Here is a 20,336-nt window from a genome sequence, read left to right on the forward strand (position 1 = left end):
ACCGTCCACTCTGGCGACCGTCCCCTCAGCGACCGTCCACTCTGGCGACGGGCCGTCAGCCGAGACGACCGCGACCGGCGCGAGGCGCCCGCCGGGGCGGCGGACCCAACAGGTGCCGGTCCCCGGGGCCACGAGCCGTGGTCGAGGCAATATCGTGGCGGGGTGGCTGTACTCACCTCCCGCTCGACCGACTTTCCGCGCTGGTATCAGGACGTGCTCGCCAAGGCCGAGCTGGCCGACAACGGCCCCGTCCGCGGGACGATGGTCATCCGACCGTACGGCTACGCGATCTGGGAACGCATGCAGGCCGAGGTGGACTCCCGAATCAAGGCCGCCGGGGCCGTCAATGCCTACTTCCCCCTGTTCATCCCCGAAAGCTACCTGCGCCGGGAGGCCGAGCACGTCGAGGGCTTCAGCCCGGAGCTGGCGGTGGTCACCATCGGTGGCGGCAAGGAGCTGGAGGAGCCMGTAGTCGTCCGGCCCACCAGCGAGACCGTGATCGGCGAATACCTGGCGAAGTGGACCCAGAGCTACCGTGACCTGCCCCTGCTGCTCAACCAGTGGGCGAACGTGGTCCGGTGGGAGCTGCGTCCCCGGCTGTTCCTGCGCAGCAGCGAGTTCCTCTGGCAGGAGGGCCACACCGCGCACGCCGACGAGGCCGATRCCGCGGCCTACGCCCGTCGGATCGCGCTCGAGGTCTACCGCGACTTTATGACGCAGGTGCTGGCGGTCCCGGTGTTCGTCGGAGTGAAGACGCGCCGGGAACGGTTCGCCGGCGCGACCAACACCATGACCTGCGAGGGCATGATGGGCGACGGCAAGGCTCTGCAGATGGCGACCAGTCACGAGCTCGGCCAGAACTTCGCCCGTGCCTTCGACATCGACTTCCTCGGCGCCGACGGAGCCCGGCATCTGGCGTGGACGACGTCGTGGGGCTGCTCGACCCGGATGGTCGGCGGGCTGATCATGGCACATGGCGACGACAACGGCCTGCGTGTCCCGCCCCGGTTGGCGCCGACGCAGGTCGTGGTCCTGCCGGTGCGCGACGAGGAGACCGTCGTCGCGAAGGCCCGCCAGATCGCCGCCGCCCTGACCGACGCCGGTCTTCGGGTGCAGGTCGACGCCCGTCCCGGGTTGTCCTTCGGCCGGCGGGTCACCGACGCGGAGATCAAGGGCATCCCGGTACGGGTTGAGGTGGGTCCGCGGGACCTGGCCGCGGGCAACGTCACCCTGGTGCGCCGGGACACCTCCGAGAAGGTGCCGGTGCCGCTGGCCGAGGTCGCCACGCGGGTGCCGGTGCTGCTGGGCGAGGTGCAGGCCGACCTGTACGCCGAGGCGCTGGCCCTACGCGAGAGCCGGACGACGGACGTCGCCACCGTTGCCGAGRCCGCCCGGGCCGCCCAGGCCGGCTTCGCCCGGATCCCCTGGCGCCTTGTCGGCGAGGAGGGCGAGGCCGAGCTCGCCGAGGAGGCGCTCACCGTGCGGTGCATCCAGACACCGGACGGCGGGATCCCCGAGGCCGGCAGCGACGCCGACGACCTCGTCTGCCTGATCGCCCGCTCCTACTGACGTCCAAGATCCCTGGCGTGGTAGCCGTCCGGGGCAGAGACGATCAGCCGCGCAGACGGGGACCGGTCGGCGGCGACCGTGGAAACCCAGGTCGGTCGTATCTTCACGAACGTATCTTCACGAAGCTTGAATGATGGGACCGGGTTAGGGGTCGTCGTCTTCGTCCACGAAACGTGGCGTAATGCGTACCGCGGTGAGTCCGCCGCCGCGCGGACAAACCGCGCCYGTCCTTCGAGAAGCGGGTTCGATCTCCCTCGACGTGCCCCTCAGAGGCAGATCGGGACCGACGTCGAGATCGATTGTATGGCCGGCGCCTCGGGATCAGGCCGTCGATTCGGCGGGGCTGGCCAGCACCTCGTTCCCGAACTCTTCGGACTTCTCCGGCGAGGAGGAGATAACCGTCCCCCGGTGCTCACCACGGCAGATCGCCGTCATCGCGCCCCGCTGTTCGATATCGAAGATATGCAGCKGCATACCGAAGTCACGGGCCAGGATGAAGGCCGACTGATCCATCACCCGGAGCCMGCGGCTGATCACCTCGTCATAACTGAGGTGCGAGAAGAGCCTGGCCCCTGGATTGATCTTCGGATCGCTGTCGTAGACGCCGTCCACGCCGTCCTTGGCGGYCAGCACCGCGTCGGCATTGAGCTCCAGCGCCCGCTGCACCGCCGGGTAGTCGGTGGTGAGGAAGGGCTGGCCATTGCCGCAGGCGAGGATGACCGTCGCCCCCTTCTCCAGCAGGTGCACCGCCCGCAGCCGGATGTAGGGCTCGGCCACCGCTGGAACGGGCACCGCCGTCATCACCCGCAGATTGTCCTCACCCAGCGCGGTGAGCTTCCCCCGGAGCAGCAGACTGTTGATGACCGTACTCAGCATGCCGATATTGTCGGCTTCGACCCGGTCAATACCCCACCGGTCCGACTGGTTACCACGGAAGAGGTTCCCGCCGCCGACGACGATCGCCACCTCCACGCCGGACTGGCGGACCGCGATGATTTCTCGGGCGAGGTGCTCCAGCGCGTTGGAATCGAAGCCGAATTCGGCGGAACCGGCGATCGCGCGACCGCTCAGTTTGACGACCACTCGGCGGTATCTCGTCACTGTCTCCCGCTTCCCCTTTTCCATGGTGCGATCTTAACGTAGGCGGGCAATGATCGATCATGAGCCCATGACCCCTCGGGTACACGGTAGAGCACCCGGCTCCCGGGCACGTCGCACGACGGGCGCGCCCGAGAGATTCCGCCGACGGCGGACCGTACCCRCAGCACCTTTCGCCGGCCGGGCACCGACGACCGCCGTCGCGATCCACCGTTATCCGACTCCGGGCAGCCGGAGGTCGGGCCCGGCGGTGCGTGGACGCCGGCGGCGGGGACCAGGCGGCGGGGACGAGGCGGCGGCGATGGATCAGCATCCCGCGCCCGGCCGGCACCATCAACATCGCCCAAGGACTACGCCGCCACTCCCGCCGACCCGAACGACCGCTCCACGCGATCACGAATCTGGATTACCGACAGACAACTTTGCCGGAGCCCGGCAGGAGAATACTGGATATGCTCGAGCCGAGGCCGTCGACGGTGAGTGGCGCGACGGATCCGATACCGCAGAGGAGCACTGTTGCGATGTTCTTACCCGGAAGGCCGTCGTTATTACGGTCGACTGCACTGATCTCTATCCTGATTAGCCTGATCGGACTGGTTGCGTGCACCGCTTCGGAGGATTCCACCGGACGCACCGGAACAGCTGCCTGCGCCACACCGGGYATAACTGAGACCGAGATCAAGGCCGGYGTTCTTTTCCCTGACACCGGGCCGTTCGCGCACAGTATGCGCGCGTTCCGGGCCGGAATCGATGCACGTTTCGGCGAAGCCAACGCCGCAGGCGGCGTCAACGGGCGGAAGATTGTCTACAGCTGGCGGGATGATGTCTCCGACCCCCAGTTGAACCTCGCCGCGGCCCGCGAGCTCGTCCAGAAGGAAGAGGTCTTCGGCATCATAGAAGGACTGGGTGCGGTCTCCGGCTCAGCCCAGTACCTCGCGGATCTGAACGTGCCGATCGTCGGACTGGGAGCCGAACCCGTCTGGGCCGCGCACGAGAACATGGTCTCGTGGCATCACTATACAGTCCCGGCCGGGTCGTCCACCGTCTGGGGGGATTTCATTCGCGGTGAGGGGGGAACCCGGAGCGCCATGGTCGACGTAGCGTTGAACGCTGCCGTGCACGACTATCATCGGCAGCTCGTTGACAGCCTGCAAGCGGCCGGTGTCAGCGTGGACATAAACTTCGAGGTGACCGCGGAGACGACCAGCTTCRAGGCGTTGGCCAGGCAAATGAAGGCGGCTAACATCGACACCCTTACCGGCGTCATCACCCCGGACGTCCTCACTCAGATCCTCCCCGCGGCCCGTGCCGCCGGCGTGAACCTCAAGACGGTGCTCCTCTCGCTCGGCTACGATCGGGCCCTGCTGACCGATCTCGGCCCGGCCCTGGCCGGCAYCAACATCTACATCAGMTTCGTCCCGTTCGAGCTKAACACCCCCGCGCATCAGCGGCTGCTCGCCGCGATGACCCGCTACTCTCCGCAGACMCAGCCGCCGGAGCAGGAAAGCGCGGTCTTCGGTTGGTTGTCCGCCGATCTGTTCCTGCACGGCCTGCAAGCCGCCGGCGCCTGCCCGACCCACCAGTCGTTCCTACAGGGTCTGCACTCCGTGCACGACTACGACGGCACTGGCCTGCTCCCCAAGCCGGTTGATCTCGCGAAAAACCGCGGCCAACTCGGCAACTGCTATTATTTCATGCGCATCAGYGGCGACGGCAGTCATTTCGTACCGCTGCAGTCCACGGCCCGTTGCGGTAATTTGATCAACTGAACAATGCGCCTTCCGTGGGGAGCCTTTCGGCCTTCGCCTCGATCAGACCGCCGAATCCTAGCCGCGCAACGCGGCAGGGCGGCGATCGACCGAAGACGGCAGGCCGATCGGTGCCCTGCCAGCGCCCGGCTGCCGGCTCGGTGCCCGCGGCCGAGGAAGATACGCGGGTAAGGGAGAGCGGCCGTGGGGTGGACGGGCAACCGGGTAGGACGTTCAGGAACGGCCGACCCCCTGGGCGGCAAAAACCCCGCCTCCCTGCTGGGGAGACGGGGCTGCAACGCGTCATCTGGTCGGGGTGGCGGGATTCGAACCCACGACCTCTTCGTCCCGAACGAAGCGCGCTACCAAGCTGCGCCACACCCCGCGACCGAGATGAAGCATACCCGACGGCTCAGTGGTCCGACGGGGTGGGGTCGCCGGCCGGCACCAGGGTGAGCAGGGTCGCCTCCGGYCGGCAGCCGAGGCGCAGCGGCGCGAACGGGGACGTGCCCAGCCCGGACGACACGTGCAGCCAGGACGACCGCCCGTCGACCTCGTGACGGGACAGCCCGCGAACCCGGGCCCGGTCCAGCCCGCAGTTGGTCACGAGCGCCCCGACCCGGGGCAGCCGGATCTGACCCCCGTGCGTGTGCCCCGAAAGGGTGAGCCCCACCCCGTCCGCTGTGAACGCGTCGAGGACCCGCGGTTCCGGGGTGTGCGACAGTCCCAACGCGAGCTCAACGCCGGGCTCCGGGGGGCCGGTCACGACCGCGAGCTGGTCGCGGCGCAGCCGGGCGTCGTCCACGCCACGCAGGTCGATCCGGCGACCGCCGACCTCGATGACCGCCCGCACGTTGGTCAGCTCGGTCCACCCGCTGGCGGCGGCGAGACCACCGGCGAAAGYCGCCCAGTCCAGCGGAGCGCCCCTGGGATGGGCCTCGTCGCCCCGCCGGAGGTAGCGGTGCGGGCTCTTCAGGGTCGGGACGAAGTAGTCGTTGTTCCCCGGTACGAAGACCCCGGGAAACGAGTAGAGCGGCTCCAGCGCGGCSAGCAGGGGATCCCGGGCATCGGCCGCAGACAGCACGTCACCGGTCAGGGCGACCAGGTCGGGGACGAGCCGGGCCAGGTCCCCCAACCAGGCGAGCTTGCCGTACTGACGGGGGGTGACGTGCAGGTCGGAGATGTGCAGCACGCGCAGGGGGCGCGCGCCGGCCAACAGCACCGGGATCCGCACCCTCCGCAGGGTGTACGCCGTGCGCTCGTACAACCCGCCGTAGGCCGACACGAGCGCCCCCACCGCCGCGACACCCACGAGAGTCCTCGCCGCTGTGTGACGTGCGTTCATCGTCCCAGTCTCACCCACCGCGGGCGGGGACCTGCCGCCACCCGGCCCGGTTCCGCGCGCCGCGCCGCGCACCACCGGGCGCCGCGCACCACCGGGCGCCCCGCCGACGGAACCGGCGTGACCACCCTGCCCGCAGACCATAGGCTCCGGTGGTTATGAGCACCCTCAAGGAACGTCTGCGCGCCGATTTGACCGTCGCGATGAAGTCCCGTGACGAGCTGCGGACGTCCACTCTGCGGCTGGCCCTGGCCGCGGTGAAGGATGCGGAGGTGGCCGGCAGCTCCGCGCGGGTCCTCGACGACCCGGAGGTCTCGAAGGTCCTGACCCGCGAGGTGAAGAAGCGCCRGGAGGCGGCCGACGCCTACGCCGCGGCCGGTCGCGGCGACCAGGCGGACCGAGAGCGGGCCGAGGGCGAGGTGCTCGAGGAGTACCTGCCGAAGCAGCTCGGCGACGACGAACTGGCCACGATCATCGACCAGGTACTCGCGGGTCTGGATGTCAGCGGTCCACGAGCGATCGGTCCCGCCATGAAGTCCGTGCAGGCCGCGGTCGGCGGCCGGGCCGACGGCGGCCGGGTCGCCGCACTCGTGAAGGCCCGGTTGGCGGGCGGCTGAACGAGCCGCGTGGCCCGCTCAGCGCCGCCGGCGCCCGCCCTGGCCCCGGCCATCCGTCCCGTCCAACGGCCCCGAGCCGCCTGAAGCGTTCAGCTGCCGACGCAGATCCGTGCCCGGCTGGCCGCCCCCGGCCGGTTGGCCGTCATTCGGCTGGGCGAGCGCTCCGAAGCCGGGTAGCGTCGATCCACCCGGCAGGACGGCCGTGCCGGTCAGCCCCCCGGAGATCTGCAGGGTGACCTCGGTGTTGAGCGAGACCTCGCTGCCCGGGGCGGGCGACATCGCCACGACGGTGCCGGGGGGCGCCGGATGCGGGACCGGCTGCGACCTGACATGGAAGCCCAGCTGGACGAGCGTCTGCTCGGCGACCTGCTGCGGCTGCCCGACCACGTCCGGCAGTGCCTTCGTCGGCACCTCGGGTTGGGTGTCGTCCGGGGTCGGCAGCGGTTCGACCGGTAGCCCGAGACCGGCGATCGTCCGGATCATCGTGCGGGACCACACCTGGGCGGGATATCCGCCACCGAAGACGTTGCGACCCTTCACATTAATCAGGGGATGCGACGTCGGTCCGCGCGGGTCCGCGAGGGTCACCGCCGCGGCGAGCTGGGGGATGTAACCCGCGAAGGAGGCGGTGCTGAACCCCTCCGCGGTGCCGGTCTTGCCGGCGGCCGGCCGGCCGATCTGCCCGTTCCCGCTGGCCGTCCCGTGGTTGATAACCCCCTGCAGCACGGCGCTGACCTTGTCCGCAATCTTCGGGTCGAGCGCCTGCTGGCAGGGAGCGCCGGTGTCGAAGGGAAGCGGCCGGTCCGTCCYGCCCACCCGCTGGGTGATCGCGAGCACGGCCCGCGCGTCGCACTTCCTGCCCCGCGCGGCCAACGTCGCGTAGGCGGTCGCCAGATCGAGGGTGCTGATCTCGTTGGATCCGAGGATGGAGGAGCCGTCGACCCGGGTGATCCCGTCCACCCCCCTGCATTCGGGATCGTTGTTGTTGTGCTGCCGGATCCGGCACGAGGTGACGCCCATACGGCGGGCCACCTCGGCCGTCTTCAGCACGCCCAGCTTCTCGGCGAGCTGGATGTAGTAGGTGTTGACCGATGACCAGGTTGCGGTCGTCAACGAGTAGAAACCGTCCTCGCTGGGATCGGCGTTTCCGYAGCAGTTCTTGCCCTGGGGATCCGGGTTCGGGAAGACGTTCGAGTGGTAGCAGAGGGGGGCGTGYAGCGTCGTGGAAAGCGGTAGTCCCGATTCGAGCGCGGAGATCAGAGTGAACACCTTGTAGGTCGATCCCGGGGAGAACGAGTCCTCGTCGACGGGATAAATCTCCTTGGTGTGGACGAAGTCCGTGGACAGGGCGGCGGGCTGTCCGTCCGCCGTCGGTCCGTAGACCCGGTTGATCGCCAGGGCGAGCACCTGGCCGGTGTTCGGCTGCACCATCGCGACGCTCGCCGCCACCCGGTTCCCGATCGGGATGACCTCGGTCGCGGYCGACTGCGCCGCCTGTTGCGCCACCGGGTCCAGCGTCGTTCTGATCGTGAGGCCGCCCTCGAACAGTAGTCTGCGCGCGTCCTCCTCCGTCGGGGCGAAGGATCTGTCGTTCAGCAGCCGCTGGCGCACGAGGGCGCAGAAGARCGGCGCGGTCGAGTCGGCGCAGGGATCGGCCGAGTGGGGCTGCCGGTTGAGCACCACCTCGCCATCGTGCGCCTGATGAAAGGCCGCCGCGTCGATGTGATGAAGTTCGAACATGCGGTCGAGGACTACGTTGCGCCGTTCCCGTGCCGCCTGCGGATGTATCGCCGGGTTGAAGGCGTTCGGGTTTTTCACCAGGYCGGCCAGCAGCGCGGCCTGCGGCAGGGTGAGCTTGTCGACGTCGACGTTGAAGTAGTGCCGCGCGGCTACCTGGACCCCGTACGCACCATCGCCGAAGTAGGCGATGTTGAGATAACGCTCGAGAATCTCGTCCTTGCTCAGATGGGCTTCGAGGTACAGCGCATAACGCGCCTCCCGAAGCTTGCGCTGGACGGTCTGCTCGGTCGCGGCCTTCTTCGCCTCAGCCGTCGTCGCGGACATCAGAAGAACGTTCTTGACGTACTGCTGGGTCAGGGTCGAGCCGCCCTGGGTGACCTCGCCGTTCTCCCGGTTGGTGAGATACGCCCGGACGAGACCCTTGTAATCCAGCCCGTCGTGCTCGTAGAACCGGGAATCCTCGATGTCGATGATCGCCTGACGCATCACCGGCGGAACCCGGCCCAAGGACACGACCTCACGGTCCTGCTCCCCGCGCAGCACGGCGAGGACGTTCCCCCGCGCGTCGAGGACGCGCGACGCCTGGGCCAGCGGGGGGACCGTCAGGTTGGCCGGCAGGTCGAGGAAGTCGTCCGCGCCGCCCTTGACGGTCAGTCCGGCCGCTYCCACCACCGGCAGGGCCAGCATGCCGACGAGCACCCCCGCCACCACGCTGATCACGCCGGCGCCGAGCAGCCGCGTGGCCACGAACCCCAGCCGGCGGGCCGATGATGCGATGGGACGAGGCTCAGGCCGGTCGACGTCGCCGAAGCGGAGTTCGTCAGGCCCGTACGGGCGCCCCGGTACACGGTCGCGGGCGGAATCCTCGAACCGCCCACGACCGGGCGTGGGGTGCCCAGGGGGCGCGGTCATCCAGGGACCTCCGTCCAGCCAGGCTGGGACACCCGTCGGAGCATACGGGCCAACATTTGATCAACAAGCGCCACCCCCGCCGCCCCGATTTCCACGAACGCCACAAGGCGGCGGCCCATCGCAGCCGATAATGCCGTGAGCTGGGACGCCGCAGTTCCAGCCCCGGCCGGCGACCCTGCCGGTCCCGGGCGCGCCCCGGACGACCGTGACAACCTCCACACCCGCTGCCCCGCCGCCCACGCTCCATACCTCCACTTTCGGGCGTCATCTCAATTCCGGCCCCACATTAGGGCAATCTCGTCAAAACGGAAACGAAGCGATGAAAAACCTACATTATCTCTGAGTCGATACCTCATTGTCACGCAACAGACATACGGAGGTCACAGACCGCACTACCATGGCGATCCGGATCAATGGCCCGGACTAGTCATTTGGACAACCACCCGTGTGGGGTMTGTGCCGTGGCCACGCCACTCCGTACGGTTTCGGGTCAACGCCACGTCACCACCCGCACGGGCCCCCTGACCCGGACTCGAGAAGAAAGGCAGGTGGCATGACCAGAAGCCTGACCTCCACCGTCAGCACGCCACGCCGTGCCAACACGACCCATCTCGTGGGTTCCGCCGTCGACGGCGACTGGACGGCTCACGCCGCCTGTCGCGACCTCGACCCGGATGAGCTGTTCGTCCAGGGCGCCGCCCAGAACCGGGTGAAGACCCGGTGCTTCGGCTGCGCTGTCCGCACCGAGTGCCTCGCGGACGCTCTCGACAACCACGTCGAGTTCGGCGTCTGGGGGGGCATGACCGAACGGGAACGTCGCGCGCTGCTACGTCGCCGCCCAGACGTCACGTCCTGGCGGAAGCTGCTCACGGACGCCCAGGCCGACCACAGATCGGCCTCCGCCGGCTGATTCAGCGGTGGTCCGACCAGTCCCCAAGGCCGATCGGATCCTTCGCCGGCTATCCCCCGCCCGAGGACAACGTCGTCCCGGTCCGGGATCACGCACATCCGCTGTCGACCGCGTTCTCTCACCCGGATGAACCGGGCTCGCCGATCAAGCTGATCAAGCGGTCCGATCCAGCCGTTCGTCACGCGCGAGCGCATCGCCGATCTCCCGCAGTCCGACGAGATCGTGCACGTCTTCCGACAACGCCTCCACCTCCACTATCGGGGTGTCGGGGTGGGCGCTGGTGAACCGCTCCCGCAGCCGCGCCTCCCGGCTCGCCAACCGGACCCGATCGGCGTGGATGCGCAGCACCGCGGCGGCAAGCGGATGCTCCCCGTGCTCCTCGAGGTTCTCGGCGGCGGCAAGGCTGCGCTCGATGTTGAGCGCCTCGGCATCGCTGTGGTGCATCCGGTTCACGACCAGTCCGGCGAGGGGCATCCCCTCCGCATCGAGCCGATCGACGAAGTAGGACGCCTCCCGTAGCGCCGCGGCCTCGGGTGCGGCGACCACGATGAACGAGGTGCCGGGATCGCCGAGCAGGCGGTAGGTCTCCTCCGCCCGCGCCCGGAAGCCACCGAACATCGTCTCCAGCGCCGCCACGAACTGGCTGACGTCGGTCAGCAGCTGGGCGCCGAGCACCTTGGTGAGGACTCGGGTGAACACGCCGAGGCCGGCGCCGAGCACCTTCACGTACGCCCGCCCGCCGGCCTTCGCCGGCGCGAGCAACAGTCGTAGCAGCCTTCCATCGAGGAAGGCCCCGAGCCTCGTCGGAGCATCGAGGAAGTCCAGCGCCGACCGGGTCGGGGGCGTATCGACCACGATCAGATCCCACGTGCCGGTGGCGTCGAGCTGGCCGAGCTTCTCCATCGCCATGTACTCCTGGGTGCCGGCGAAGGAGGACGACAGCGACYGGTAGAAGGGGTTGGCAAGGAGGGCCTCGGCCCGCTCGGAGGTGCTGTGYGCCAGGACGATCTCGTCGAACGTCCGCTTCATGTCCAGCATCATCGCGTCGAGACGACCACCGGCGGCACCGTCGACCCCGGCCACCTCGCGTGGGGTGTTGTCGAGCGCGGTCAGGCCCAGGGCCTGGGCGAGTCGCCGCGCCGGGTCGATCGTCAGGACGACGACGTTGCGCCCGCGCTCGGCCGCCCGCAGCGCGAGCGCCGCGGCCATGGTCGTCTTGCCGACCCCACCCGAGCCACAGCAGACCACGATCCGTTCCGTGTCGAGCATCGCGTCGACGTCGAGCAGTGGCACGCCGGCCGGATGCGGACGCGTCCGGCGCGCTCCCGGCCCGCCGCGACGCGCCGCCGACTGCCGGACGCTCCCCGCTGCCGGCCTTCGCCGCCCGGCGGACGGTGCCCCGGGTTCCCGCCGTGGTGCACCGGGTGACGGGCGCGCGGGGCTCATGCCACCATCTGCTGCGCCCGCAGCATCTCCGCGAACCGGTAGACGGTGCCGAGGTCGACGCCATCCGCGACCAGCGGCACCTCATACACGGGACGACCCAGCCCGGCAATCTCCGCACGCTCAGCCGCCTCCAGCGCGACGCGATCGGCGTGCTGGGCCGCCTCCCAGGCCAGCGCCTCGACCAGCTCAGGGGTGGGCTCCATCCCAGCCTCCTTGATCCCGGCGGCAATCTCCTCCCGGTCCAGCTCCCCGCGCCGGGCCAGACGGGACTCCTTCGCGCGCAGCAGGGGTGGGCGGGTCATGTTGACCACCACACCGCCGAGCGGCAGGCCGGCGCGGGTCAGCTCGGCCACGCCGTCCACCGTCTCCTGCACCGGCATCTCCTCGAGGAGGGTGACCAGATGCACGGCGGCCCGATCGGGCGCCAGCACGGCCATCACGCTGTCGGCCTGGGCCCGGATCGGCCCGACCTTGGMCAGCCCCGCCACCTCCGCGGTGACATTGAGAAACCGGGTGATCCGGCCGGTGGGCGGCGCGTCGAGYACCACCGCGTCGTAGGCCAGCCCTCCCGGGCGGGTGGCGTCGGGCCGGTTGACCGCCTCCTTGACCTTGCCGGTGAGCAGCACGTCGCGAACCCCGGGAGCGATGGTCGTGGCGAAGTCCACCGCGCCGATCCTGTCCAGGGCCCTCCCGGCCCGCCGCAGGTTGTAGAACATCTCCAGATACTCCAGCAGGGCCTCATCCGCGTCGATCGCCAACGCGAACACCTCCCCGCCGCCGGGGGCGCTGGCCACCTTGCGCTCCCGGTAGGGCAACGGAGGGGTGTCGAACAGCTGCGCGATCTGCTGCCGACCCTCGACCTCGGTGAGCAGGACTCGACGACCACCGCTCGCAAGCGCCACGGCCAGCGCGCCGGCCACGGTCGTCTTGCCGGTCCCGCCCTTGCCGGTGACGATGTGCAACCGCCGGTCCCACGGACCGGCCACCTCGCCGCTCGCTTCCTTGATCACGGTGTTCTCGCTGTCGATCACAGCGTTCTCGCTGTCGGTCACGGTGTTCTCGCCGTTCACAAGCTTGACCGTACCCGCGTGCACGGTCCCCACCACGGTGGTGAGCCGGGAGAAAACCCGCGGCGCACCGCGGGGCGAGCCAAGGTAGGGGATGTGGGGAGAGGTGACCGGAACGATGCGGCGGCGAAGGCTCGGGCCCGGTGACACGGGTGTCCGGAACCGTCGGCGCGATGCTCTAAGGTCCGGTGTCATGCAGACGAAGTGGGAGTACGTGACGGCGCCGGTACTGATCCACGCCACCAAGCAGATTCTCGACAACTGGGGTGAGGACGGCTGGGAGCTGGTCCAGATCGTTCCCGGTCCCAACCCCGAGAGCCTCGTCGCCTACTTCAAGCGTCCCAGGAGTCAGTCCTGACATGGCCGCACCGAGCGAACGCCTGGCGGCGCTGGGCCTGACGCTGCCGCCGGTCCCGACCCCGGCCGGCGCCTACCTCCCCGCGGTCCGGGCGGGCAGCCTGATCTGGACGGCCGGTCAGCTTCCGCTGGTGGACGGCCGGCTGGCCCGAACCGGCCTGGTGGGCGCGGGCGCCGAGGTAACCGTCGAGCAGGCCGCGGAGCTCGCCCGGACGGCCGCGCTCAACGCGCTGGCGGCGGCGTCGTCGGTGGCCGGCGGACTCGACGGGATCACCCGGATCATCAAGGTGGTTGGATTCGTCGCGAGCGCCCCCGGCTTCACTGGCCAGCCAACGGTCGTCAACGGGGCGAGTGAGCTGCTCGCAGCGGTCTTCGGCGAGGCCGGTCAGCATGCCCGCTCGGCCGTCGGCGTCTCGGCGCTGCCGCTGGGCGCACCGGTCGAGATCGAACTGGTGCTCGGGGGGTAGGCCAGTCCCGCCGGTGCCGGCCTCGGGGTTGCGGCGGCGCGCCGCGGCCAACAGGACAAACAAACCCCGCCTCGCCACCAACGGCTCTAGCATCTGGGCAATGGTCGACCACAAGGCTGCCCTGATCGCTCGGCTGCGCTGGTCCYCGGCCGACGGAGGCCGCCGCGACGGGGTGACGGCGCGCCATCCGTCCGCGCCGCCCGCAGCGGTGCGCGACGCCTCGAYGGTCGTGCTGCTGCGCGACGCGCCGGGTAACCAGGGGATCGAGGCCTACCTGCTGCGCCGGGCGGCGACCATGGCATTCGCCGGTGGGATGTACGCATTCCCAGGTGGACGAGTAGATCCGGCCGATATGGGGCCAGACGTGCCCTGGGCGGGCCCATCGGTCGCCGAGGTCATGCACGCGCTCGACGCCGATCCCGCACTCGCCCGCGCGCTCGTCTGTGCGGCCGTACGGGAGACCTTCGAGGAGTGCGGGATCCTGCTGGCCGGCGCGGTGGCGGGCGAGGACGGCAGGCTCGGCGGCGGCCCGGAGGCGCTCAGCGATCAGGTCCGGGCCGCCGAGCGCCTCGCACTGGAACGGCACGAGCTCGGCCTGAGCGCCCTGCTCCGCAAATACTCCCTCGTGCTGCGGGCCGATCTCCTCGCGCCCTGGGCCAGATGGGTGACGCCCGAGATCGAGCCGCAACGGTACGACACCAGGTTCTTCGTCGCGGCACTTCCCACCGGCCAGCATCCCGGCCAACCCTCCAGCGAGGCGGACCGGATGCAGTGGATACGCCCTGCGGACGCCCTCGAACGCCATAGGGCCGGGACCATGGACATGCTGCCACCCACCGCGTTCACCCTCGCCGAACTATCCGAATACGCCGACGTCGCGGCGGTGCTGGCCGCCGCCCAYGCCCGCGACCTGTCGCCGATCATGCCGAGGATTCTGGTCAGCGGCGGCGAAGCACGCCTCCTGCTGCCGCATGACGAGGCGTACGACGACCCGGGAAACCATGACGACCTGCGGGATGCGGGCCCCGCCGACCCGGCGTGGCAATAGCCATGGCCGTGCCCCGACAGATCACTCCCCTGGCCGCCGTGCTTCTCGCTCCGAATCCGGGCCCGATGACGCTCGACGGCACCAACACCTGGATCCTGCGCGCCGCCGGCGAGGAGGGGTGTGTGGTCGTGGACCCCGGCCCGGACCACGCCGGACATCTGGCGACGGTCGCGGCGGCCGGCCGCGTCGATCTGATTCTGCTGACCCACGGCCATGTCGACCACAGTGCCGGCGCGGCCACGTTGCACGATCTCACCGGCGCCCCGGTCCGGGCGCTCGACCCCGTCTTCCGGCTGGGATCGGAGGGGCTCACGGCCGGCGATGTGATCGCCACGGCCGGCGTCGAGCTCCGGGTCCTCCCCACCCCGGGGCACACCGCCGACTCGTTGTCGTTCCTTCTACTCGGGGAAGACAAGCCGCTCGGGGAAGACAAGCACTCCGCGGATTGCCGGGACCGGGCGGAGTCGGGCCCGACCTCCGGCGACCTCCCGCCCGGTCCGGCGGTGCTGACCGGAGACACGATTCTCGGGCGTGGCAGTACCGTGGTCGCTCACCCGGACGGCCGTCTCGGTGACTACCTGGACAGCCTGCGGCTGCTGYGGGAACTCGGCGAGACCACCGTGCTGCCCGGCCACGGCCCCGAACTGCCCGCGGCTGGCCGCGCGGCCGAGCGCTATCTGGCTCACCGCCACAACCGGCTCGACCAGGTGCGGCGTGCTCTGGTGGACGCCGGGGTCGACGCCGCGGAGGCGGACGCGGCCGACGTGGTCCGCCGGGTCTACGCGGACGTCGACCGCGCCCTGTGGTTCGCGGCGGAACTGTCGGTCCGCGCCCAGCTGACCTATCTGCGGGAGCATCCCGACGGCGCCTGATCAGCCCAGTCGACCAGCCGATGGCGAGCGGCACGTCCGTGGCAGCGGTAGCCGGACGGCCGCCTCACGCCACCGAGAGGTTCCGGGAGGCCACTAAGAGATACCGGGCCGATATCACGCAGCGGTATCGCAGCAGCATCGACGCGGCTGCGGTCGGTCATCCGACAAGACGGGATTCGAGGAAGGAGACCCAGGCCACTAAACTCTGGCACGGAGGGAACCGCCCGTGCGCAGGATGACGATTTCGACCAGCCGAAAACCGGGCGACCGGTCCGGCCCCCTACCCACCGGCCACCCGGACGGGAGGCCCCAGCCATGGTGATCACAGCTCCGCACACGGRCCCGCTACGGTGCCCCCGGTGCAGCTCGGCGGCCGTTCCGGGCGGACGATTCTGCTACCACTGCGGCTTGGAGTTCACCTCGGTCGAGAGTCCCGCGGTGGATGCTTCCGAGCGCCGGGTCGTCACCGTTCTGTTCGGTGATCTGTCCGACTTCACCGCCTGGGCGGAGGATCGCGATYCGGAACGCGTCGGGGAGATGACCGATCGGGTCCTCGCCGCCCTCGCCCACGAGATCGACGAGGTCGGCGGCCGCGTCGACAACCTTACCGGTGACGGCATCATGGCCGTCWTCGGGGCTCCCACCGCCCATGAGGACGACCCTGAACGTGCCGTTCGGGCCGCCGCCGCGATGCAGGAGACCGTTCGTCGGCTGGTGCTCACCTCCACGGGGGGTGACGATGACGGCCGGCTCGGCCTGCGGGTGGGCGTCAACACCGGCGAGGTCCTCGCGGGGGTGCAGGCCGCGCTCTCCTACACCGTGATCGGCGATACCGTGAACACCGCCGCCCGATTGTCGGCCGCGGCCACGATCGGCACCGTCTACGCCGGTCGGGAGACCGCGCTCGCCACCCGGTCCGTGGCCACCTGGCGAGAGCTGCCCGACCTGGTCCTCAAGGGCAAGCGGGAGCCCGTCCCAGCCTATGAGCTGGTGAGCCTGCGCCCGTCGAACGTCGCCCGCCCSGGACTCGCCGACGACGCCATGTTCCTCGGCCGGGACGCCGAGCTCGCCTCGCTGACCGATCTGTTCGACCTGGTCGTCGCCAACCAGTCACCCGAGGTGGCACTGATCACCGGGGAGGCCGGGATCGGCAAGACCCGCTTGGCCATCGAGCTCGCCTGTCGGGCGGAGCGGACCCCCGGCACGACGGTGCTCTGGGGACGGACGGTCCGGCACGGTGACGGCCGCGGGCTGGCGCCCCTGGTCGACGTCGTTCGCAACGCGTGCGGGGTGACCGACGGTGACTCTCTCGACCGGGTGGCCAACCGCGTCCGGCGAACTGTGGCGGGGCTRGCGCATCCGCACAGCGGTGCCCGGCTGCCACCCGGCATCGCCGACCGGCTGCTGCTGCTGCTCGGCGTTCCGCTCGACCGGCGGCCCGCCGTCGCCACCGCGGCGGCTCCGGGGGATCCGGCAGCCCGGGCCTCGCACATCGCGGAGGCCGAACAGCGGTCCGTCGACGCGACGGTGGACGCGGTCGCCCTGCTCCTCGGCGCGCTCGCGTCCTCCGGGGCCATCCTGGTCATGATCGACGATCTGGAATGGGCGACCAGCCAGCTCAGCGACGCGATGAGCCGGCTGGCCTCGGCGTTGTCCGGGCCGATTCTGCTTGTGCTGCTGGACCGGACGGGTCCACGGCTCGCCGGACTGCCCCACATCCATCGCATCGCCCTGCGACCGCTGAGCCTCGAGGCCTCCAGCCGCCTGTTGCAGGATCATCTCGGCGGGGTGCAGCTGGAGCCCCGCGGCCGGGCCGATCTGCTCTCCCGGGTGCATGGCAACCCCTTCTTCCTGGTGGAGCTGCTCAACCTGCTGATCGACCGCGGAATGCTGCACCAGTCGGCCGAGACGACCAATGGGGAGTGGCCGGGCTGGGTCCTCGAGGGCTCCCTGACGGAGGCGACTCTTCCCGCCGGGGTGCAGTCGGTGTTGGCCGCCCGCATCGACGATCTCGACCCGGTGGCCAAGGCGGTACTGCGCGCGGCGGCGGTGCTCGGCCCGCGGTTTCCCGCCGAGGCGCTGCCGGTGGTCGACGAACGGCCCGCCGAGGAGGTCACCCGCGCGCTGCGGGTACTGACCGAGCGCCAGCTCGTCCGGCCGCCCCGGGCGACGGAGACGAGGTGGCGGTTCGTCCATCCCATGGCCCGCGACGCCGCCTACGCCGGGCTACCCAAGGTCGAGCGGGCCCGTCGGCATGCCACGGCGGCGCGCTGGGGGGTGACAGCGATGGTCGGCAGCTCGCGGGCCGTCTCCACCTTCGTTGCGAACCACGCCCTGCGGGCCTATGACCTGGCCGCATCGATGAACCTTCCCATCACCGATCCAGCCTGGTCATCCCGGATGTCCGGGTTCCACGCACATGTCCGGCTGGCGCGCGAGGCGCTAGCCCGAGACGATCATCGAGCTGCCGCCGACCTGCTGGCCAACGCGCGCCGTCTGGGCCGCGGCATCATCGACACGAACGAGGACAACGTCGTGCGGGTGCTGCACGCCGAGGCCCTGGTCGCGCTGCGCCAGCTCGATGAGGCCGAACGCACGCTACGCCCCGCGCTACGCGCCGACGCACCCGTCCGGCGGGCCGCCGCCTTCTCCGTGCTCGGCGAGCTGCGCCAGAAGCAGGGACGCGCCGAGGAGGCGGCGCAGTGCCTGCTCACCGCCCTGGAATCGGCCCAACAGGCCGGTGACGACCGTGCGGAGGCCGCCGCGTTGCGCCGGCTGGGCATGCTCGAATACAACGCTGGCCGTATCGACGCGGCGGAGGAGCGCTACCGCGAGGCCCTCGCGATCGCCCGCCAGGTCGACGATCCCCGCGGGGTCGGTTGGGCGTTGCAGCACCTGGCCTGGAGCRCCACCACCCGGGGGGACTATCCCCGCGCCGAGCGGACGCTGCGCGAGGCGTCCGCGGTGTTCGACCGGCTCGAGGACACCGGCGGCCTCGGCTGGTGCCGGGGCACGGAGGCGCTGGTGCTGCTGCTGTCCGGGCAGCTCACCCGGGCCCGCAAACTCACCCGCGAACTGATCGAGCTAGCCAGTTCCGTGGGCGAGCAGTGGGGGATGGCCGTCTGCCTCACCATCGACGCGATAGCGGCCGCCGAGCTGGGCGACATCGCCACCGCCGAGACCCACGCGGAGCGGGCCGCTGAGCTGTTCACCAGCATCGGCGACGCGTGGGGAACAATGCTGACCCTGGTCGCCCGTGGGCTGGCGGCCCGTGGCACCGGCGAATCGGCCCGCGGGGCGGAGTACCTGGAACAGGCGTGTGCCGAGGCGGCCGCCCGCGGGCACGTCGTCGTCGGCGCGCTGGCCCGGGTGCTGCTCGGGCTGACCTGGCTCGACGCCGGCGAAGTGGACAAGGCTGGGCAGGCCGCCGAGATCGCGCAGGCGGACCTCGCGCAGCTGGAGCTGCGCCCGCATGCCCAGCTCGGGGCAAAGGTACTGGTCGCGCAGATCGCCCGGGCCCGCGGGCGGCTCGATGAGGCGACCGAGCTGTTGCGGGAGGMGTTGTCGGCAAGCGAACCGGCAACCCTGATGTTCCCCCGCCGGCAGGCGTACGCCCATCTCGCCGGCATCCTGTTGGATGCCGGGCAGCCCACCCAGGCTCTCACCGTGGCCCGGCGCGCGGTCAACGTGGATGCCGAGGACGTACGCGCCCAGGTGCTCGGTTACCGCGCGCTCGGCACCGCGCTGGTGGCCAACGGCGATCTGGAAGGCGGTCGTGCCGCCTATCTGCGGGCGCTGGCGGCCGCGACCGCCACGGGGGCTGTCAGCGAGGCGCCGCAGACCCGCAGGCTGCTGGCGAGACTGCCGGTCAGCGGGGCCGCCGACGGCGCGACCATCACTCCCGCGGGCCTGGCCGGGACGGCCGGATGAACCGCTGGAGCGGTCACCTCCCGTGGCCGGGCCTTGCGCGCGTCAACCGGCGCTCGAGGCCCCGGCGGGACCTCGAGCCGGTCGCCGGTCGCCGGTCGCCGGTCTCAGCGTGCGCGGCGGGAGAGGCGTTCGCGATCGAGCAGCACGACCGCGCGGGAGTCCAGGCGCAGCCAGCCCCGGGTGGCGAAGTCGGCGAGCGCCTTGTTCACCGTCTCCCGGGACGCGCCCACCAGCTGGGCCAGTTCCTCCTGCGTGAGTCCGTGCTCGACACGGACACCGGCGGCCTCGTTGCCGGGCTGTGCCGGCTCGCCGAAGCGTTCCGCCAAGTCGAGGAGGGCTTTCGCCACTCGCCCCGGCACATCCGTGAACACCATGTCGGCAACGTTGTCGTTGGTACGCCGCAACCGGCGGGCCAGCTCCCGCAGGAGCATCGCGCCCGCCTCCGGGCGTGATCGCAGCCAGGGACGCAACGCGGTATGTTCCAGCAACAGCAACGATGCATCCGTGACTGCCGTAGCGGTAGCCGTGCGTGGGCCGGGGTCGAACAACGACAGCTCCCCGAACAAGTCTCCGGGACCCATCACGGACAGCAGGTTCTCCCGGCCGTCGGCCGACTGACGTCCTATCTTCACCTTTCCRGACAGGACGATGAAGACCCGGTCCCCGACATCTCCTTCACGGAACAGCACGTCCCCACGGGTGACATCCTGCCGATCAAGATGGTCGGAGAGGGCCATTCGGTCCTGCTCGGACAGCCCTACGAACAGTGGTACACGGGCAAGCAGATCCTCCACGGTCCTGAGCATGCCAGGACTATCGGCAGAGAGCACGGCCAGGGACCCCCAGATGGCCCCGACAGGCCGATCGACAGGGCTCCGACGGGCCGATCGACACGGCCCGACCCGGACCCGACGGGCCGATCGACACGGCCTAGCCCCGCGCGGTCAGGCGGCTCGATGCTTGCCCGGCGGCGGTCGGCGCAGGCGCCGCCGGTAGCGCTCCAACGCGGCGGGGAGGCCCTGATTGACGAAGGTGCTGACCTCGTCCGGCCGGGCGTTGTCGAGGAAGCCCTCGAGGCCCTTACCGGTGTCGGCGGCATTCAACGGACGTTCCACCCGTTCCATCGCCAGCAGAAGGCCGAGAAGCAGCAGGGGAAAGGTGACCGCGGCAATGACAAACATGACCTCTCCATGGTGGCCGACCGGCGACCATC

Annotated in this window: 16 protein-coding genes and 1 tRNA gene; 9 read left to right on the forward strand and 8 right to left on the reverse strand. The window is 70.4% G+C overall.

Features of this window, described 5'->3' with window-relative positions; all coding sequences use genetic code 11:
* Window positions 1-162 precede the first annotated feature (162 nt).
* Window positions 163-1,569: a proline--tRNA ligase gene (proS, locus tag Manayef4_RS00285; RefSeq protein ID WP_070130229.1), complete on the forward strand. Its 1,407-nt coding sequence runs from the start codon at window positions 163-165 to the stop codon at window positions 1,567-1,569.
* A gap of 321 nt (window positions 1,570-1,890) precedes the next feature.
* Here the strand turns inward: proS and pyrH are convergent, their stop codons facing one another.
* Window positions 1,891-2,694, reverse strand: coding sequence for a UMP kinase (pyrH, locus tag Manayef4_RS00290; RefSeq protein ID WP_070130230.1), 804 nt, complete (start codon window positions 2,692-2,694; stop codon window positions 1,891-1,893).
* A 449-nt stretch (window positions 2,695-3,143) separates the two neighbouring features.
* Between pyrH and Manayef4_RS00295 the strand changes: the two genes are divergently transcribed.
* Window positions 3,144-4,436 (forward strand): ABC transporter substrate-binding protein, encoded by a 1,293-nt coding sequence (locus tag Manayef4_RS00295; protein WP_254665385.1) that lies wholly within the window; start codon window positions 3,144-3,146, stop codon window positions 4,434-4,436.
* Between the two features lie 287 nt (window positions 4,437-4,723).
* On the opposite strand, the gene Manayef4_RS00300 is transcribed toward Manayef4_RS00295, so the two are convergent.
* A tRNA-Pro gene (locus tag Manayef4_RS00300) sits at window positions 4,724-4,800 on the reverse strand.
* 27 nt (window positions 4,801-4,827) lie between these two features.
* Window positions 4,828-5,760, reverse strand: a complete 933-nt coding sequence (locus tag Manayef4_RS00305; protein ID WP_070130323.1) for a metallophosphoesterase — start codon at window positions 5,758-5,760, stop codon at window positions 4,828-4,830.
* Window positions 5,761-5,915: 155 nt separating this feature from the next.
* On the opposite strand from Manayef4_RS00305, the gene Manayef4_RS00310 reads away from it, so the two are divergent.
* Window positions 5,916-6,374: a GatB/YqeY domain-containing protein gene (locus tag Manayef4_RS00310; protein ID WP_070130232.1), complete on the forward strand. Its 459-nt coding sequence runs from the start codon at window positions 5,916-5,918 to the stop codon at window positions 6,372-6,374.
* 18 nt (window positions 6,375-6,392) lie between these two features.
* Here the strand turns inward: Manayef4_RS00310 and Manayef4_RS00315 are convergent, their stop codons facing one another.
* Window positions 6,393-9,026, reverse strand: coding sequence for a penicillin-binding protein (locus tag Manayef4_RS00315; protein WP_070130233.1), 2,634 nt, complete (start codon window positions 9,024-9,026; stop codon window positions 6,393-6,395).
* A 553-nt stretch (window positions 9,027-9,579) separates the two neighbouring features.
* Between Manayef4_RS00315 and Manayef4_RS00320 the strand changes: the two genes are divergently transcribed.
* A complete protein-coding gene (locus Manayef4_RS00320; protein WP_011438632.1) occupies window positions 9,580-9,936 on the forward strand; it encodes a WhiB family transcriptional regulator in 357 nt (118 codons plus the stop codon).
* Window positions 9,937-10,089: 153 nt separating this feature from the next.
* Here Manayef4_RS00320 and Manayef4_RS00325 read toward each other — a convergent pair whose 3' ends face one another.
* Entirely contained in the window at window positions 10,090-11,382 is a 1,293-nt protein-coding gene (locus Manayef4_RS00325; RefSeq protein ID WP_083282205.1) for an ArsA family ATPase, read from the reverse strand.
* A complete protein-coding gene (locus Manayef4_RS00330) occupies window positions 11,379-12,392 on the reverse strand; it encodes an ArsA-related P-loop ATPase (RefSeq protein WP_175443284.1) in 1,014 nt (337 codons plus the stop codon). The genes Manayef4_RS00325 and Manayef4_RS00330 overlap by 4 nt, the downstream gene beginning before the upstream one ends.
* Before the next feature lie 250 nt (window positions 12,393-12,642).
* Between Manayef4_RS00330 and Manayef4_RS23685 the strand changes: the two genes are divergently transcribed.
* The 5 genes from Manayef4_RS23685 (at window position 12,643) to Manayef4_RS00350 (ending at window position 19,123) form a co-directional block, all read left to right on the forward strand.
* On the forward strand, window positions 12,643-12,807 hold the full coding sequence (locus tag Manayef4_RS23685) for a DUF4177 domain-containing protein (protein ID WP_023840716.1): 165 nt from the start codon (window positions 12,643-12,645) through the stop codon (window positions 12,805-12,807).
* 1 nt (window position 12,808) lies between these two features.
* Complete coding sequence (locus Manayef4_RS00335) at window positions 12,809-13,273, forward strand: RidA family protein (RefSeq protein ID WP_011438636.1); 465 nt, start codon at window positions 12,809-12,811, stop codon at window positions 13,271-13,273.
* 100 nt (window positions 13,274-13,373) lie between these two features.
* Window positions 13,374-14,321: an NUDIX hydrolase gene (locus Manayef4_RS00340; protein ID WP_070130234.1), complete on the forward strand. Its 948-nt coding sequence runs from the start codon at window positions 13,374-13,376 to the stop codon at window positions 14,319-14,321.
* 2 nt (window positions 14,322-14,323) lie between these two features.
* Window positions 14,324-15,193 carry an MBL fold metallo-hydrolase gene (locus Manayef4_RS00345; protein WP_070130235.1) on the forward strand — a complete coding sequence of 290 codons (870 nt, stop codon included), beginning with the start codon at window positions 14,324-14,326 and terminating at the stop codon, window positions 15,191-15,193.
* A 315-nt stretch (window positions 15,194-15,508) separates the two neighbouring features.
* Window positions 15,509-19,123 carry a tetratricopeptide repeat protein gene (locus Manayef4_RS00350; protein ID WP_070130236.1) on the forward strand — a complete coding sequence of 1,205 codons (3,615 nt, stop codon included), beginning with the start codon at window positions 15,509-15,511 and terminating at the stop codon, window positions 19,121-19,123.
* Window positions 19,124-19,227: 104 nt separating this feature from the next.
* On the opposite strand, the gene Manayef4_RS00355 is transcribed toward Manayef4_RS00350, so the two are convergent.
* Together Manayef4_RS00355 and Manayef4_RS00360 are read right to left on the reverse strand one after the other, a co-directional pair.
* Window positions 19,228-19,917, reverse strand: a complete 690-nt coding sequence (locus Manayef4_RS00355) for a Crp/Fnr family transcriptional regulator (protein WP_035729396.1) — start codon at window positions 19,915-19,917, stop codon at window positions 19,228-19,230.
* 150 nt (window positions 19,918-20,067) lie between these two features.
* Window positions 20,068-20,304: a hypothetical protein gene (locus tag Manayef4_RS00360; protein ID WP_023840719.1), complete on the reverse strand. Its 237-nt coding sequence runs from the start codon at window positions 20,302-20,304 to the stop codon at window positions 20,068-20,070.
* Between the last annotated feature and the right edge of the window lie 32 nt (window positions 20,305-20,336).

The organism is Frankia sp. CgMI4, assembly GCF_001756285.1.
Taxonomy (GTDB): Bacteria; Actinomycetota; Actinomycetes; order Frankiales; family Frankiaceae; genus Frankia; species Frankia casuarinae.

Excerpts from the sequence above, each read along its gene's own strand:
- Manayef4_RS00320 (WP_011438632.1), top strand. The coding sequence starts at position 9,580 with ATGACCAGAAGCCTGACCTCCACCGTCAGCACGCCACGCCGTGCCAAC.
- Manayef4_RS23685 (WP_023840716.1), top strand. The coding sequence starts at position 12,643 with ATGCAGACGAAGTGGGAGTACGTGACGGCGCCGGTACTGATCCACGCC.
- Manayef4_RS00335 (WP_011438636.1), top strand. The coding sequence starts at position 12,809 with ATGGCCGCACCGAGCGAACGCCTGGCGGCGCTGGGCCTGACGCTGCCG.
- Manayef4_RS00360 (WP_023840719.1), bottom strand. The coding sequence starts at position 20,304 with ATGTTTGTCATTGCCGCGGTCACCTTTCCCCTGCTGCTTCTCGGCCTT.